This window comes from Mesorhizobium amorphae CCNWGS0123 (assembly GCF_001686985.1).
GTDB classification, from domain to species: Bacteria; Pseudomonadota; Alphaproteobacteria; order Rhizobiales; family Rhizobiaceae; genus Mesorhizobium; species Mesorhizobium amorphae.
In genome coordinates this window covers 5,268,861-5,285,111 of the sequence record NZ_CP015318.1, presented here as the reverse complement: position 1 = coordinate 5,285,111, position 16,251 = coordinate 5,268,861, and the positions used below count along the sequence as shown (strand labels likewise).

Genomic DNA, 16,251 nt, shown 5'->3' with positions numbered 1-16,251 from the left:
CCCACCATCATCCTGAGGGAGAGAAACATATGAACAAATACGTCTGCGAATTCATCGGAACCTTCGCGCTGGTCTTCTTCGGCTGCGCGACGGTTCTGTTCATGCGTTCCGAGGTCGGTCTGCTCGGCGTCGCCATGGCCTTTGGCCTGTCGGTGGTGGCGATGGCCTATTCGATCGGACCGATTTCGGGCGCCCATCTCAATCCGGCGGTGAGCCTCGGCTTCTTCGTCTCAGGCCGGATGAAAACCAATGATCTTGTCGGCTATGTGGTCGCGCAATGCGCGGGCGCGATCGTCGCATCGGCGGTGCTCTACGTGATCGTGCAAGGCAAGGGCGGCGGCTACGACGTGGCGGCCAATGGCTTTGCCCAGAACGGCTGGTCGGCCTATTCGGCAACTTCGGCCTTCCTGTTCGAGGCGGTAGCCACCTTCCTGTTTCTGTTCGTCATCCTCCGCGCTACTGCCGAAGGCGGCGCCGGGACCCTGGCCGGCCTGGCGATCGGGCTGACGCTTGTCATCATCCACCTCGCCGGCATTGCCGTTTCCGGATCGTCGGTCAATCCGGCCCGCTCGCTCGGCCCGGCGCTCTTTGCCGGCGAAGCTGCACTGTCGCAGCTCTGGCTCTATATCGTGGCGCCGTGCCTCGGCGCGACCGTTGCCGGACTGGCGTTGCGCGCCGGCGTTATCGGCGCGGGCGAACCGGCGGCTCAGCCAGCCTGACTGCTTGCCGGATCCGGCAAGCCTTCTTCTTGAACCCCGTGGTTGATGCCATGGCGTTTTGGTGTCGGGACGTCAGGCGAAGCGCGATCCTGAAATGAGTCTCTTTGCTTCGAGCTTTGGAAAACGGGAGGACAATATGGATCTTATCACAGGGTTGGCCGTCGTCATCGGCATTATGGGCGGCATTGCAACGTGGGCAGCGATCATCATCGGCAACCCCTATTTGCTGATCTGGGCGGTGTTTGTCGGCTGGGGGAGTTTCTATCACTGTGGTGGCAAGGAAGCCGGGTTCAAGAATTCGGCGGTCGCAAACCTCTGGGGAGCGGTCTGCGCCGCCGGCGCACTGATAGCACTGACATCAATTGGGGTTACGGCGATCATGGCCGGCATTTGCGTCGGCATTTCAATCGTAGTCCTGATTCTCGCCGCCAAGCTGCCGTTGCTGAGTGCCATTCCGTCAGCGGTTTATGGCTATGCGACGACTGCCGCGCTTTTTCTGCTTGGTGCTGCCGCCTATGGCGAAGGCGTCGGCGCCATCACCAAGGTCGCGGCCGCTGTGGTTATCTCGCTGATCATCGGCAACATCCTCGGCTACGTCTCGGAGAAAGTGACCGGTGCTGTCGTAAAGGCCTGATCCATTTCCGCCACCGCTGCCTGAAGGCGGCTGGGCGACGAACTTCCCCCAATCCGCGGCGCCAATGCCGCGGAGTTTTTTGTGCCGGAGAACAGGCCTGGGCCTAGAGGAAACCGCGTCGGATGCCGTATTGGCCGAGCTTGCGATAGAGCGTCGGCCGCGAAATACCGAGCCTCAGGGCGACCTTGCTGAGATTGCCGCCCTCTGCGGCAAGCGCATTCTTGATCGCCTGGCATTCCGCATCCTCGAATGTGCACACCGGTGCTTCGAGCATGGCTGCGGGATGATCGCTGTGAATGGTGCGATTGCCGGCGCTGATTTCCCCCGGAAGATCCTGAAGCTCGACAGTGCCGCCGCGCGCCAGGATGTGCAACCGCCCAACGAGGTTCTTCAGTTCGCGCACATTGCCTGGCCAATGATAGGCGAGCAGGGCCTCGAGCGCTTTGTGCGAGAATTCCAGCGGGTCCTCGCCTGCCACGGTTGCGATCTGCCGGTTGAAATGTTCGATCAGCAGCAGGACATCCTCGCCGCGCTCGCGCAGCGGTGGGACAGTGATCGAGACCGCGCCAATTCGATAGTAGAGATCGCGGCGGAAGCGGCCTGCGGCAACTTCCTGCTTGAGATCGCGATTGGTCGAGGCAACCAGGCGCACATCCACCGGGCGACCCCGGCTGTCACCAATGCGGTTGACCACGCGCTCTTCCAGGACACGCAGCAGAAACGGCTGGATCTCGAGCGGCAGTTCGCCGATCTCGTCGAGACTGAGGACGCCGCCATTGGCGAGCTCGAAAACGCCCGGTTTGCCCTCACGCGAGGCGCCGGTAAAAGCGCCGGCGACATGGCCGAACAATTCGCTGCCGAACAGGTCCCTGGTGATTGCCCCGCAATTCATTGCGATGAACGGATCGTTCGCCGTGCGCCGGCTGCCGGCATGGACGAGCCGCGCAAACAGCTCCTTCCCGGTCCCTGTTTCACCTTCGACCAACAGCGATGTAACGCTGCCCGACCGGGCGACGCGGCAGGCGATGTCGATTGCGGCCTGCAGCGCTTCGCTTTCGCCGACAATCATGGCGACAGCATCCTGAAGATGCTTGTCCACTTTCCGGTGGACCACCGCCACGCTGGAGGCTGCCGGCACGGGAGGAAATACCAGCGCCGCGCCGCGCAGGTCGCCGTCGAGCTTGAGCGGCGTGATGTGGCAGGATCGCAGATGGGCCGGTAGCGCCTTGGCAAGGTCGGCGTCGGAGCCGGAGGACGGAAGGTTCATCAGCCAGCGGCCGCGACCTGGCTCCATCGGGCCGTCCATCATCTCGCTGGTCTCGCCGTCAGGCACATTTTTGCAGAAGATGGCGCGGCCGCGATGGTCGACAATCACCAGCCCGTCTTTTCGGCGGTAGCTGGGAGCCGACGAAATGAAGGCTTCGAGAAGGCGCGTGCGCTGCTCCTGCTGCTGTTCGGCCAACGCCTTTTCAATCTGCCGGGCCGTGGCGGCGACGAGCGCGGTGTTGTGCGGCCGGAAGATCGGCGAATAGCCCGACAGGTCGACGACACCGATGATCTTGCCGTCCAGCGGATCGCGGATCGGCGCGCCGGCGCAAGTCCAGGATTTGATGCCGGCGCAGAAATGCTCGGCCGCATGGACGAAGGTCGGCTCACCTGTCCACAGCGCCGTGCCGATGCCGTTGGTTCCGACGGCCCCCTCGTTCCATTTGCCGCCGATGGCGAGGTGGATGTCCATGCCGTCATGCAGTGTCTTCTTGTCGCCGATGGCATCGATCAGCACACCGTCGCTGTCGGCCAGAACCAGCATTGCGCCTGTCCTGTCCAGCAACTGGCCAAGGGAGGCGAACGACCGCCGCGCCGCCGAAAGCAGTTCTGCATTGGCGCGGGTCAGATATTCGATCTCGTCGCGATCGCTGCTCAGCGGCGCTTCAATCCCTTGAGCGTTGATGCCGCCGGTAACGCTGCGATACCAGGACTCGTGAATGAGGGAGCGGACGCTGCTTGGATGGATCGGGTCGCGGGCACATTTGGGCTCGTCGGCCAGAAAATCTTCCCAGGCGCGCATGGTGGCGCGCTCGTCATAATCGATGTTCCCCAGAAGCATTTGCCCGGCAGCAGCCGACGCGCGCGCCGGAAGAGCATCGATCTTCATCTGATTGGGGCCTATCTCGCGTTTCATTCAGTCATCACAGAACCTTCGAGGCATGCCATTTCTGTATGCTGTCGCGTTCGTATGCTGCCGCGGTTGGACGTGAAGCGCACGCCCAGGACTGATCAGTCGATGCCAAGTTTCGCGCCGATGTCGGCGGCAAGCTCTTCTTCCGTATAGGTGGCGGCGAGGCGCGATCCGTCCAGGCCCGCAAGCGCCTCGGCGACGGTTTCGTCGACCGGCGAGAAGAAGCCATTCTGCTTTGTCGCCAGCACGAAGATCTGGTCCCCGCCCCGGTTGCGGATGTCGCCGATGTGATGAAGTTGGCGCCCTGTGTTCTGGTCCTTCGAAATCACGCGGCCGTTCATAGTGACCTGGATGGACGGCTTGGCTTCCGCCACGGGCGCGGCACTGCCGCCGACATGGATGATCAGACCTTCCGCCTTTGGTTGCTGGCGTGGCTTCCTGGAAGCCGAATAGCCGCCGCCGCTGATCTGGTCAGCAAGGCGAACGATGGTCGAGCGGTTCTGCTCGATCAGCCTTTTGACCTGCATGTCCTCGCGCCGCGGGCCATCCCGCTTGGAGATGATTTCGACCATGAATCCTCCCAGATCCGCTGAGCGTTGCCGTCGATGCGGCTTATTTCTTCTTGTGAGGTGAACCCTACACCGCCCCGGTGAAGTTCGCCATTCATATCACACACATAGCGCCAGAATTCGGGTCGGTGGTAGCAGGCGGCTGCTACACGGGACTTGCGGTATTCGGACGTTGAGCAGTACCCGCGTGTCAGGCCGCTTTGTTCGTCATTTCCGGGGGGCGCTGTCCTGCAGCGTCTCGAACAGGAGCCGCGCTTCTCGCGTTTGGGGTGATGATCGGACGGAGGTTTTGCTGACCAACACCGCAAGTCACGGAACTATACGGAACCATACGGGGAGTCTTCTGATTTTGGCCCACGAAAAACCCAATGAAACCAATGCTATTAACACGCCCTCCGGGCCCACCAACCACTATATATCAGTGGCTTACGCCTAATTCTTTGAGATTGAATTGAGCGTTATCGGATAAGCCAGTGAGTTTTGCAGGAAATGATTTTGGGGCTCTTCGTCAATTTTCTCCTTCGCGTTGATGGCATTGGTCACACGTAGCTCAACCGTCCCGGTCTCGAAAGACCTTGCAGCGATGCATGCGGTAATCGGCGGCAATGGCGTGCATTTAGGCGGAGACTGGCTTCTGCCGAAGGCTCAAAATGGCTGGGAGGCGCTCGCCATTCGGCCGATCTCGGCGATCGGGCAGCCGAGTCGCCGATAGAACTGAAAGGTGGCTTGTCCGGCAGGAGCGGCAAAGGGGCCGGGTCGTATTGCTCGAAGCCTAGTGGCTCCCCCATAGCCGCGCGATTCCCTTGCCATGACCAGAGTTGGGCTCATTCACTCATATCGCGCAGCGCATCCTGCCTAACGATTTCCACGCAGCGCAGGTTAACTAAGCGAATGACGCCCTTTTCCTTCAGCTTGGTGAAAACCCGCGACACGGTCTCGATGGTGAGGCCAAGATAGTCGCCGATATCCATGCGCGACATCGGCAGTTCGACCTGCCGCAACCCGCCTTGCCGGTCGGCCATGTCGATCAGGAACGCGGCGACGCGCTCGATGGCGTTCTGGCAGCCGAGGACCAGAAGGTGCTCCTGCGCCCTGCTCAACCCCTTGAGCGCCAACGGCAGCAACTGGCGGGACATGTCGACCCCCGCAGCCACGCGGAAGGTGCGAACCGCGGTGGCGTTGATCGCCTCAGCGAAGAAATGATGCGTCGTGTCGGCCTCGAAGCCGAATGTCTCTCCGGCCAGGTGGAAGGCGCTTATCTGCCGGCGACCATCGGCGAGCAGGCGGTAGATGCGGACGGCGCCGAACTCGATCTGGTAGAAGGCACCGGCCTTCTCGCCCTGAGCGTAGATTTCCGAGCCGGCGGCAAAGAAACTGAGTGGTTGTACTGGCGCCGAGCCAAATCCCACCTGCCGGTTCGGATGGGTCGGCTGTGGCGGCAGTGCAATCCTTGCGGTGGTGTAGGCGTTCATCGCTGTGTCCCCGATTGATCTGTGAGACAGCAATCGCGCGAATCTGGAGAACGCGAAATTCGGTTATCTCCCTACGGGAAACTACCTAGAGACGGTCGTGGGAGGACCAAGGTCGCGTGGAATTGCACGCTGCGGCAATCAGGCGACCACCATCGGGCAGCGGCTGGATACAGCCCGCACCGGTGCCATGAAGCGGAAGTGTCTACTCGCTTGCTTCGCGGCCCGAAACCTCGCCGATGAAGATGCGGAAGAAAACGTGCGGGACGCCATCGGAAACGGCGGGAACTACCGGTTTGAGGGCACCCGGCTCCCACCAGTTCGCGTGTTTGCTTAGCACAGACCATGCATGGTCGCGCTCAACCTTGTGACCGACCCGATCGGGCAGCTCTTCGTATCGGCCGTCGACAACTACGCTCCTCCATCCTCGACCTAGGCCATGTTCGTCGACCTGGACGCACACGAGCGGGTTTGCTCGCATCCAGTCGATCTTCTTGCCAGGCATTGAAAACGCATAGAGATGGTTGTCTGCGTGCGCATAGTACAACGGCACGAGGTAGGGCTGCCCGTCCTTCGCGCACGCCAGGCGGCCTAAGCGATTTGCCGTCAGCAGTTTCGTGCATTCCAAGGTCGAAAGTGTGCGGATCAGCATCGATGCGATCTCCCAATCTCGTGCATCCCGTGTCGTTGTTGCTGCCGCTTTTGAATCCTGGCCATCCCCGGAGCTTCTTGGCTCCGGCTCGCATGCGGCAAGGTGCACATTCGCGCATCCGGCAATTTCGAAAAATGATTCAGATCAAGGCGGGCTTGCTGTCTCCGCGCATCCTAGGCGGATGTGGAAGCCCATCCTAAGCGCTCCGTTTGGTCGCAATCTCGAACTGGCCGTCTTCGACGAGGATGGCGAGCACGCGCTCGTATTTCCATGCATACGAGGGACGGAGGGCTGGAAGAATGCCGCGACCGGTGCGCGTATCGACATCCGTCCGACCCACTGGAGAGACTGGGCGTCGGAGCGGAATGCGGCCGGCAAGAGCGACGCCTTTGGCGACCGCCCTTAGTCTTTGGCTTCCACGATCAGTGCCATACGCACGAGATGCGACAGGCTGCTCGCCCCCATCTTGCTCATGACATTGGCCCGGTGGATTTCGACGGTGCGCGGGCTGATCCCCAGATCGAAGGCGATCGTCTTGTTCGGCAGACCTGACACGAGCCCGTCCAGCACCTGCCGCTCGCGATCCGACAAAGTCGAGAGGCGTCCGCTGATTTCTGCGGATTGTGGGTGCGCTGCATTCGCCCGGTTCCGGCCATCCAACGCCGAGCGTATCGCATCGATCAGGATATCGTCGTTGAAAGGCTTCTCAATGAAATCCGCGGCTCCTTCCTTCATCGCCTGAACGGCGAGTGCCACATCGGCATGGCCCGTCATGACGATGACCGGAATCCTGTGCCCGCGGGCTCTGAGCTGCCGCAGGAACTCGATGCCGTCGATACCCGGCATGCGCACATCGGTGACGATGCAGCCATCGATATCGTCGGTCGCCGTAGCCAGAAAGGCTGTCGCGGATTCGTGCAGGCGTACGGCAAAGTCGGCGGTCGCCAGGAGAAAACCAAGCGACTTGCGAACCTCGACGTCATCGTCGACCACATGCACAAGATCATTGCCGGCCATTGGCGACCTCTTCCTTCTCAACGATGCGCAATGTGAACCGAAAGGCGGTCCCCCCAGTCGGTACTGCCTCGGCCCATATGTGGCCGCCATGCGATTCAACGATTGTACGGCAGATGGAAAGGCCGACACCCATGCCCTGCTTCTTGGTGGTTACAAATGGCTGGAATAGTTGTGCCGAGACCTCCGGCGCGAGGCCCGGGCCGGTGTCGATCACGCTCACCTCGGCCATCCCATCATCTCGGGCAACAGTTGTGACTTTCAATTCGCGGCGCGACGTGTCCTGCATGGCCTCCACCGCGTTGCGCATCAGATTTAACAGAACCTGCTGAATCTGGATGCGGTCGGTCAACACAAGTTCGGCAGCGGGATCAAGCTTGTAGCTAGTGAGGACATTTATCTCCCGCGCACCGACCAGGGCCAGCGACGAGGCTTCCTCGATCAGCGCCGGCAGTCGTTCGACCTGACGCTCGCTTTCCCCCCTTGCAACAAAATCCCTCAGATGACGAATGACGTCTCCCGCCCTCAGGGCCTGCTCGGCAGCCTTCTCCACGGCATCCCGCAGCATGGGGGCGTTCTGTTCCGTGCTCTTCTCGAGCAGCCGACGACTGCCCTTAAGGTAGTTCGTGATGGCCGTCAGGGGTTGGTTGATCTCATGCGCCAGCGTCGAGGCCATTTCGCCAAGCGCAGTAAACCGCGCCATATGAAGAAGCTCTTGCTGCTGCTCCTGAATTCGTGCTTCCACACGGTGACGTTCGGTCAGATCGCGGCAGAAGCCGGTAAAAAAGCGGCCGGTCCCGGGATGCATCTCACCGACCGAAAGCTCCATCGGAAAGGTCGAACCATCCTTCCGCATCCCGGTCACCGTGCGGCCTAGCCCGATGATCCGGCGCTCCCCTGTCGTCAGGTAGCGAAGAAGATAGGCATCATGCTCGTCGCGATAGGGCGAAGGCATCAACATATTGACGTTGTGACCAATGACTTCAACTGACTGATAGCCAAACAGCGTTTCGGCAGCGGTGCTAAAGGATTGGATGCGGCCTTTTTCGTCGATGACGACCATTGCATCGGGCACCGTTGCCAGGATTGAACGCAGATGGTCCTCACGCAGCCGAAGTGCGGCATTCGCAAAGGAGAGCTCGCTGACATCTGTGCCTTCGACGAAGATGGCAGCAATCCGACCGTCGTCGGCCTTGATCGGCTGATAGACAAAATCGAGGATACGCTCTTCTGCCGGCTCGTCTTGCTTGTTGCGAAGGGCGACCTTTACGCCCTGGCCCCGGTACGGCTCAGCGGTCTTGTACACGTGGTCCAGTTGTTCGAAGATTCCTTGACCTTCGAGCTCGGGCAGCGCCTCACGCACCGACCTGCCAATCACTTGCCTGTCGCCGATCAGTCGTTGGTAGGCGGCATTGGTCAGTTCGAAGACATGGTCCGGCTCACGCATCAGAGCCATGAAGCCAGGAGCCTGCTCGAACATTTGTGACAGGACGGATTTCAGCAACATCCCATCGGCCGACAAAATAAGCGCTTCGTTTTGGCTCACCTGATGTCCTTGGGTTCGGCCACGCCTGCAACAAAGGCTAGTTATCACTCCTCGTGGCGTACGCAAAACTGATCGAGGCCGAAGTCTAAGGATGCAATTGGCGGGTCCTTGACTCGCATCAAGGCATCGGCCGCCGGCGAATGCAATTCCTCACGCAATTCTATCGTTTTCAGCGAAAGGGCCTTCCTATGTCTTACAAGTCAATTATTGCAAACATCGCGATTGACGCGGCGCCTGCACCCATTGTGAAGCTGGGGGTCGAACTGGCAGAGCGCTTCGGAGCACACCTTATCGGCCTGGCGGCAGCGGATGTTCCGCCTCTAGTCGCCACCGGCAACGGCATGGTCTACGAAGGCGAGATCATGCAGATCCAGCGAACCGAGATCGAGAAGCAGCTTGCGGAGCTGCGGGCCGAATTCGAGCGACTGGTACCGGCATCGGTGAGCAGCGAATGGGGGCAGGCGGTCAGCAGTCCCACCCGCTTCCTCAGCGTTTCCGCCCGAGCCGCCGACCTCATCGTTACCGGCGGTGGGGATGGCGAAGATGTCTACCGTGCCGTGGATGTCGGGAGCCTTGCGCTGGGAACAGGCCGGCCAGTCCTCGTCACCGCAAGCAATGTCGAACATGTCATGGCAAAGACCGTGCTGGTCGCCTGGAAGGACACCAGGGAGGCGCGACGGGCGATAGCGGATGCATTGCCTTTCCTGGCCGCGGCAAGAGAGGTCGTCGTCGCCACCATCGATAACGACCGCAGCGAAAGCGTCCGCTACAGCCTCGCCGATGTCGCGGCTTATCTCGAAAACCATGGCATCATGCCACAAACCGAACTGCTGACCGGCGAGGCTGACGGCGACCGGCTGCTGGCGTTTGCGCGCTCGATCCATGCCGACCTGATCGTCTCCGGCGCTTACGGCCATAGCCGTCTGCGGGAATGGGCCTTCGGCGGCGTCACCCGCACGCTGATCGAAGACAACGGCATCAATCGCTTCCTGTCGTATTGAAGGTCCCGAACCACACTCGCCGAAGCCGAACGCCATCTTTGCAAAACCATTGCTCGCGTCGGCAACGCAGCCTGTTGACCAAGATCAATGTCGTCTGTCGCCAACGTAGCAATGATTGCCAGAATGCAGGAGTGAACGAAATGACGTTTCTCGACTACTTGATTTCCGTTGACGCCAGGACGGCCTTGATGGGCCGCATGATGCAGAGGCTCGGCGTCGACAGGCAACTGAAGGTCGTGGCGGACCATTCAGCCGTCACCAGTCGGGCGGTGGACCGTTGCCGCTCCTGCGGCCATCAGGACGAATGCTCGACCTGGCTCGACGAACACCAGCAAGCGGATGACCCGCCGGATTACTGCCGCAACCGCGACTTGATTGCACGGCTTCAACACGCAGCCGCCCAACGCTAGAAAGCGTCACCACAAATGCGTCTGACGAGTGAACGCAAACGGAACCTACGCCGATAGATTTGCATCCCATGGGACAAGGCAGTTTGGACGATCTATTTCTTCTGGAAGCATTTCTGCTCTTTATCGCGCCCGGGCCAACCAATGCTCTTCTGATGGCGGGCGCGGTCAAGCGAGAGAAGGCGATTTCACTCTTGGTCGCACAGGCCTGCGGATACGGGATCGCAGCGGCCTGCTGGTTTTCGCTGCGACCCTTGCTGCCGCCTGGCGCCATCCTGGTACTCAAGCTGGTCGCAGCCGCATGGCTCGTAGTTCTTGGCCTGCGTCTGATAGGCAGCGACCGGATCGAAGCATCCGAAGACGGGGATAGTCTTTCTGTTCTGGCAACCACTGCTCTCAATCCGAAAGCCTTTATCTATTGTCTGGCAATCGTGCCGGTGGATGCGAGGCCGTACGAATTGGGCTTCTACTGGATAGTGCTCCTGGTGACCACAGCTGCCACAGGGTCGATGTGGCTTTTGCTCGGCAGGCGGCTGAACGGAGGCAAAGAGCTGGCAGACAGGGTCGCGGGCGCGGCGCTTATTGTTTTCGCCCTGTTGCTGCTTCGACCGGTAATGGCGATAGCCGCGCTCTAGGTCAACGCGGACATTCTTCCGATTCGAATGTCAGGGTCGCGCAATGCGGAGTCCGCAAAGTCCTGTAGTGCTAAACTAGGAGACAAGCACCACCGACAGCGGTCCCGCGCAGAAAAGGTTGTCCTTGACGACCTTGACGCCGGCGACGTTTTCGGCGGCAACAATGGCCGCCTGGCGCTCGCGTTCGTCGAAGATGGCGCCGTTCAGTTCCACCACCCCCTTGTCCACCGCCACGTCGATGGTGTCCTTGCCGGCCCATTTCTGCCTCGCGAGTTCGGCAATGACGTTCTGACGAATCTGTTCGTCGTCGACGGCCGCCGTGGCCGCGTCCGGCAGAACGCTGAGCAGTGCACGCAGAAGGTCGGAACGGGTGATGATGCCGACGACCTTCCCACTGTCGACGACCGGAACGCGTTTGACGTGATGGCGTGCCATCAGCTCGACGATCTCGGGCAGCGATGCGGCAGGAGGTACCGTGATGACTTCGGCCGTCATCACCTCCTCGATACGCCGTCCGTTGGCTTTAACATATTCATCGGCGGCTCTTCCGGGACTAACCAGAAACTCCAGCCAGCGCGAGCGGTTGCGCTTCGTGCCGAGTTCTACCCGGCGCAGGAAATCGCCCTCACTGACAACGCCCACCAGCGTGCCGTCGCTGCAAATGACGGGAAGGCCGCTGACCTTCCTGGAGAGCATCAACCCTGCTGCATCGGAAATCGATGCTGTTGGTTCAATTCCGATGACCGGCGCGGTCATTATGGCTTCGGCTTGCATCTCCGCCTCCTCAGATATCGATCAGGTCATTGTGGAGGTCTTGTGCGACGTATGCCTTGATCTGCATCATTTCCGACGCCGACGGACGTCACTTTGCCTTATCGTCCCGGTCGATCAGGATCCGCTCGGCGGCGCCGTCGAGATCTTCATATTGACCACTTCTCAGGGCCCACAGAAAGCCGGCCAGTCCGAGCGCACCGAGGAACAGGGCCACGGGGATGAGGTAGACGAGCGTCGTCATGACGATCGCGCCAGTGCACCGATGCCTGAGCGCCTGTCGGGCGCGGTGCTTCTTGCTGAAGCGTGCGGCCCGGATCCCTGCAGCCGAAGCGCGTTTGCGATGACCAGCAGCGATGAGGCTGACATCGCGATAGCCGCTATCAACGGCGTGACATGGCCGAGAATGGCGATTGGCACGGCAACGGCGTTGTAGATGATCGCGATGGCAAGGTTCTGGCGTATCAGCCGCCCGGCCTTGCGCGAGATGTCGAGAGCGAGGGGCACCACCAGGAGGCTTTCGCGCAGGAAGACAAAATCAGCGGCATTGCGACCGACATCGGCGGCGGTTGCCGGCGCGATCGAGACGTGTGCGGCACCGAGGGCCGGCGTGTCGTTGAGCCCGTCGCCCACCATCAGAACCTTGTGGCCCGCTTTGGTCAGGGCTTCGATCCGCTCGACCTTGCCAGAGGGAAGCAGCGCCGGCGTGAAGCTCTCGATGTCCAACGTCCTCGCAACGTCGCCACAGGCATTGGCGATATCACCGGACAACATCTCGACCGACACGCCGGCATCCTTCAGTTGCCTGACCGCCGCCCTGGCATCGGCGCGCGTAGCGTCCTCGAACGTGAAGGAGGCGACGATCCTGCCATTCTTCGAAAGCACCGTTCCGCCATAGCCTCCATATTTGCCTTCGCCACCGGTCCGGGCCTTCCATCCGGCCCAGCCGCGCCGGCCAAGACGCCAAGTGCTGCCGGCGGTCGTGGCTTCGATGCCGAGGCCCGGGTGTTCGCTGACGGCGTCCAGCTTCGGCTGGCCGACAAAACCCGCGAATTGGGCTATGGCCTTTGAGAACGGGTGACGGGAGTGCGCGGCTATGTCGGCCGCTATCGCCAGCATCGCCGGGTCGATGGACGATGCGTTGACCAGCCTGGGCTGGCCAAGCGTCAGCGTGCCGGTCTTGTCGAACACCGCCGCGTCTATCGCAGCCAGGCGTTCCAGGGCCGACCCGTCCTTGACCATGACGCCGGCTTCGAACAAGCGGCGCGCCGCGACAACCTGCACGATCGGCACGGCAAGGCCGAGGGCACACGGGCAAGTGATGATGAGAACGGCAATGGCGATGGTCACGGCCCGATGCCAGTCTCCACTTGCCGCTATCCAGCCGAGGAACGTTACGAAGGCAGTGAGGTGGACCACCGGAGCATAGAGCGCCGAGACCCGGTCGGCGATCCGGCGATACTGCGCGCGACCGCCTTCGGCCGCTTCCATCAGCCGAACCATTTCCGCCAGGAAGGAGTCCTTTGCGGCAGCGGTCGCCTCGATGGTCAGCGGGCCGGTAAGATTGAGCGTGCCCGCCTGAACCTGTTCCCCGGACGCCACGGTTCGGGGCGTGCTCTCACCGGAAACCAGCGAGCAGTCGAGGTCCGACACCCCCCGAATGATCCTGCCGTCGACAGGCACCCTTTCGCCGGCAGCGACCAGCAGGATCATGCCCGGTTCGATCTCGTCGACAGGCAGGTAGTCGCGAGTGCCGTCATGGCGCAGAACCGTGGCGCCGCGCGCCGCCAGCCGCGCTAGGCCGTTCACCGCGGTCCGTGCTCGCTCCCGCATCACATGATCCAGCGTGCGGCCAATTAACAGGAAGAACAGCAGTGACACCGACGCATCGAAATAGGCATGCTCGCCGTGGGTCATCGTCTCGTAGAGGCTCATGGCATAGGCGAGCGAGACGCCGACCGCGATCGGCACGTCCATGTTCATGCGGCCGTGGCGCAGCGCATTCCAGGCCGAGCGGAAATAGATGCCGCCGGCGAAGGCGAGCGCGGGGATGGCGATCAATGCCGAGAACCAATGGAACAGGTCGCGGGTGGCACCTTCAGCACCGGACCAGACCGAGACCGAAAGCAGCATGATGTTGCCCGCGGCAAAACCGGCAACGGCGACGGCGCGGATCAGGTCCGAGAGCGTCTTGTCCTTGCCGTCAGCCTCGGGATTGAACAAATGCGCGTCATAGCCCAGCCGTCCAAGCTCGGCGACGAATGATGGAACCTCGTCGCCGCGCCAGCGGATGGAGACCCGTTTCGTCGACAAGTTGACGCGCGCGCCCTCGACCCGCTCGAGCTTTCCAAGTGCTGTCTCGATCGTCTGGATGCAGGCAGCGCAATGCACTGATGGCACCGAGAGGTCGGTTTGGCGCAGGTCGCCGTCAAGCGAGCGGCTCGCCAACCTTATTTCCTGCCTCGAGGGCAGGGCACTCGTGCTCGCGTTCAGGTCCAGCGCCATTTCGGCGCCTGGTGCACAACAGCTCATTGCAGCGCTCCATGGGAAATCATGATTCTACGGACGTCGCGATAGGGTTCCGCGAGACCGGCATCGGCATCGACTTCGACGATCCAGACGCCATCTCTCGGCGTGTGTTGCGCAGCAAATTCCTGGCCCGCGGCAGGGGCCAGAGCGACGGCCTTGTCCTCTGCCTCGTAGGCGGGGTGACGAAACAGGACCTTTACAGAGTGCAGGGGAACAGGCCTGCCCGCTGCATCGCTGAGGCCGTAGCGGACCTCACCCCATGCGATCGTCAGTTTGCCGTTCCAGCCGAGCGCCACCTGTGCGCGCCCTTCCTCGGCCTTTCGGTTGAACTGCTGGCTCGCCACATAGGTGTTCTCGACGACGAGGCCGGTCCAGCTCTTGCTGGCCAGCGTCGCCATGGTCAGGTTGACGCCAATCACCACCCCGAAGAAGCCGAGAATGATGAACAGCATGTGCCTGCCGGTGAACTCGCGCGATTTTGGCGAATGGGCGTTCATCTGGCGATCTCCGGTGCATTGAACGTGGCCGTGTATTCGGCGGACTCGAGGTCGGCCTTGTCCTCAATCCGGAACGTGAAGCTCTGCGTGGTTCCCTCGATCTGATCCGCAGGCTGGCGCACGAAAACCTTCAACATTTTCAACCGGTCGGGTTCGGCCAGGGTGGTGAAGGACCGCGCGGGAGGAAGATCGACACCGACCGCGCTCATCTCGGCACCCGGCAGGCCTTGCAGGATGACAACGATCGTCCTCGGCTCGGGGATCATGTTGAGCAGCTTGACGGTGTAGCCATTGCGGATCGAACCGTCGGAGAGCGTCACGAATTGCGGGTTGCGGTCGTGCAGGACATTGAGCTCCAGCCGCTCGCGGGTCAGCAGCGAATAGAGCAGTGCGAGCCCGACCGCCGACCAGGCACCGAGATAGATGAAGGTGCGCAGGCGGAAGATCTTGCGAATATGGAAATGCGCCAATCTGTCGGAAAACTTGCCTTCAGCCGTCCTGACAAGGGAGGGGGTCGCCGGGGAGGAACCGCCCGCGGTCGCCACCGCCATGTTGGCGTTGTAGTCGGACAATGTCGCATAGGAGATCAGCCCGCGCTCCCTGCCAAGCTTGTCCATGATGCCGTCGCAAGCGTCGATGCAGAGCGCGCAGGTGATGCATTCGAGCTGCTGGCCGTCGCGGATGTCGATTCCCATCGGGCAGACGGCAACACAGGCGTTGCAGTCGACGCAGTCGCCGACCGGCTGACCGGCAGCCAGGGCCTTCTTGGCATGGCGCGAGCGGGGCTCGCCGCGCCAGTCATTGTAGGTGACGGTCAGAGAATTCTCGTCGAGCATGGCTGCCTGGATGCGCGGCCACGGGCACATGTAGGTGCAGACCTGCTCGCGCATCAGCCCACCGAATGTGTAGGTCGTCGCCGTCAGCACAGCGATGGTGACGTAGGCGACCGGCGCGGCGGTGCCGGTGAAGACTTCGCCGATCAGCGTCGGCGCGTCGGCGAAATAGAAGATCCACGCACCGCCGGTGGCTACCGCAATGACCACCCAGATGGCGTGCTTCGTTACGCGCAACACCAGTTTGCGCGCCGTCCACGGACCGGCGTCAAGTTTCATGCGGGCGTTGCGGTCGCCTTCGATCGCCCGCTCGACGACGAGGAACAGGTCTACCCACACGGTCTGCGGACAGGTATAACCGCACCAGGCCCGGCCGACCGTGGAGGTGATCAGGAAAAGGCCGATGCCGGCCATCATCAGCAGGCCGGCGACATAGTAGAATTCCTGCGGCCAGATCTCGATGAAGAAGAAATAGAAACGGCGGTTGGCGAGATCGAGCAACACTGCCTGGTCGGGCGCAAACGCGCCGCGATCCCATCGCAGCCAAGGCGTCAGATAGTAGATGCCCAGCGTGATCGCCATCACCAGCCATTTGAAGCGGCGAAAGCTGCCCGAGGCGCGTTTCGGGAAGATCTTCTTGCGCGCGGCATAGAGCGGCTGGCGGGTCTTGGCGGAATTGACCGCCTCGGCTTCCAACCGTTCTACCTGCGTCTGATCCAGCACCGTGATCTCCATTCGCGTACCCGATGATCCTGCCCCCGTAAACAACTCTTGCCGCCGGGCGGGTCGCGCCGCG

16 protein-coding genes are annotated in these 16,251 nt (G+C 61.6%); 5 read left to right on the top strand and 11 right to left on the bottom strand.

The window, feature by feature from the left end; translation table 11 throughout:
• Positions 1–29 precede the first annotated feature (29 nt).
• Both A6B35_RS24805 and A6B35_RS24800 read left to right on the top strand, forming a co-directional pair.
• A complete protein-coding gene (locus A6B35_RS24805; protein ID WP_006206776.1) occupies positions 30–719 on the top strand; it encodes an MIP family channel protein in 690 nt (229 codons plus the stop codon).
• 61 nt (positions 720–780) lie between these two features.
• Entirely contained in the window at positions 781–1,353 is a 573-nt protein-coding gene (locus A6B35_RS24800; RefSeq protein ID WP_139032277.1) for a DUF1097 domain-containing protein, read from the top strand.
• A gap of 103 nt (positions 1,354–1,456) precedes the next feature.
• Here the strand turns inward: A6B35_RS24800 and A6B35_RS24795 are convergent, their stop codons facing one another.
• From A6B35_RS24795 to A6B35_RS24765, 6 genes are all read right to left on the bottom strand, one after another.
• A complete protein-coding gene (locus tag A6B35_RS24795; protein WP_006206774.1) occupies positions 1,457–3,535 on the bottom strand; it encodes a sigma-54-dependent Fis family transcriptional regulator in 2,079 nt (692 codons plus the stop codon).
• Positions 3,536–3,630: 95 nt separating this feature from the next.
• A complete protein-coding gene (locus A6B35_RS24790) occupies positions 3,631–4,104 on the bottom strand; it encodes a hypothetical protein (RefSeq protein ID WP_006206773.1) in 474 nt (157 codons plus the stop codon).
• An 821-nt stretch (positions 4,105–4,925) separates the two neighbouring features.
• Positions 4,926–5,573, bottom strand: a complete 648-nt coding sequence (locus tag A6B35_RS24785) for a helix-turn-helix domain-containing protein (protein ID WP_006206771.1) — start codon at positions 5,571–5,573, stop codon at positions 4,926–4,928.
• 202 nt (positions 5,574–5,775) lie between these two features.
• Positions 5,776–6,222 (bottom strand): pyridoxamine 5'-phosphate oxidase family protein, encoded by a 447-nt coding sequence (locus A6B35_RS24780; protein WP_006206770.1) that lies wholly within the window; start codon positions 6,220–6,222, stop codon positions 5,776–5,778.
• Between the two features lie 402 nt (positions 6,223–6,624).
• Positions 6,625–7,239 carry a response regulator FixJ gene (gene fixJ / locus A6B35_RS24770; protein ID WP_006206768.1) on the bottom strand — a complete coding sequence of 205 codons (615 nt, stop codon included), beginning with the start codon at positions 7,237–7,239 and terminating at the stop codon, positions 6,625–6,627.
• Positions 7,226–8,743 (bottom strand): PAS domain S-box protein, encoded by a 1,518-nt coding sequence (locus A6B35_RS24765; protein WP_167361629.1) that lies wholly within the window; start codon positions 8,741–8,743, stop codon positions 7,226–7,228. Before A6B35_RS24765 ends, fixJ begins: the two co-directional genes overlap by 14 nt.
• Positions 8,744–8,970: 227 nt before the next feature.
• Here A6B35_RS24765 and A6B35_RS24760 point away from each other — a divergent pair, with 227 nt between their 5' ends.
• From A6B35_RS24760 to A6B35_RS24750, 3 genes are all read left to right on the top strand, one after another.
• On the top strand, positions 8,971–9,783 hold the full coding sequence (locus A6B35_RS24760; protein ID WP_006206765.1) for a universal stress protein: 813 nt from the start codon (positions 8,971–8,973) through the stop codon (positions 9,781–9,783).
• A 140-nt stretch (positions 9,784–9,923) separates the two neighbouring features.
• Positions 9,924–10,193, top strand: coding sequence for a DUF6455 family protein (locus A6B35_RS24755; RefSeq protein ID WP_006206764.1), 270 nt, complete (start codon positions 9,924–9,926; stop codon positions 10,191–10,193).
• A gap of 83 nt (positions 10,194–10,276) precedes the next feature.
• Entirely contained in the window at positions 10,277–10,825 is a 549-nt protein-coding gene (locus A6B35_RS24750) for a hypothetical protein (protein ID WP_006206763.1), read from the top strand.
• Between the two features lie 75 nt (positions 10,826–10,900).
• Here the strand turns inward: A6B35_RS24750 and A6B35_RS24745 are convergent, their stop codons facing one another.
• The 5 genes from A6B35_RS24745 to ccoG all read right to left on the bottom strand — a co-directional run bounded on the left by A6B35_RS24745 (position 10,901) and on the right by ccoG (position 16,190).
• Positions 10,901–11,599, bottom strand: coding sequence for a CBS domain-containing protein (locus A6B35_RS24745; protein ID WP_006206762.1), 699 nt, complete (start codon positions 11,597–11,599; stop codon positions 10,901–10,903).
• 88 nt (positions 11,600–11,687) lie between these two features.
• Positions 11,688–11,840: a cbb3-type cytochrome oxidase assembly protein CcoS gene (gene ccoS, locus A6B35_RS24740; RefSeq protein WP_006206761.1), complete on the bottom strand. Its 153-nt coding sequence runs from the start codon at positions 11,838–11,840 to the stop codon at positions 11,688–11,690.
• Positions 11,837–14,128, bottom strand: a complete 2,292-nt coding sequence (locus A6B35_RS24735) for a cation-translocating P-type ATPase (protein ID WP_040584328.1) — start codon at positions 14,126–14,128, stop codon at positions 11,837–11,839. Before A6B35_RS24735 ends, ccoS begins: the two co-directional genes overlap by 4 nt.
• Positions 14,125–14,622, bottom strand: a complete 498-nt coding sequence (locus A6B35_RS24730) for a FixH family protein (RefSeq protein WP_006206759.1) — start codon at positions 14,620–14,622, stop codon at positions 14,125–14,127. The genes A6B35_RS24735 and A6B35_RS24730 overlap by 4 nt, the downstream gene beginning before the upstream one ends.
• Positions 14,619–16,190, bottom strand: coding sequence for a cytochrome c oxidase accessory protein CcoG (gene ccoG / locus A6B35_RS24725; RefSeq protein ID WP_006206758.1), 1,572 nt, complete (start codon positions 16,188–16,190; stop codon positions 14,619–14,621). The genes A6B35_RS24730 and ccoG overlap by 4 nt, the downstream gene beginning before the upstream one ends.
• Positions 16,191–16,251: the final 61 nt, after the last annotated feature.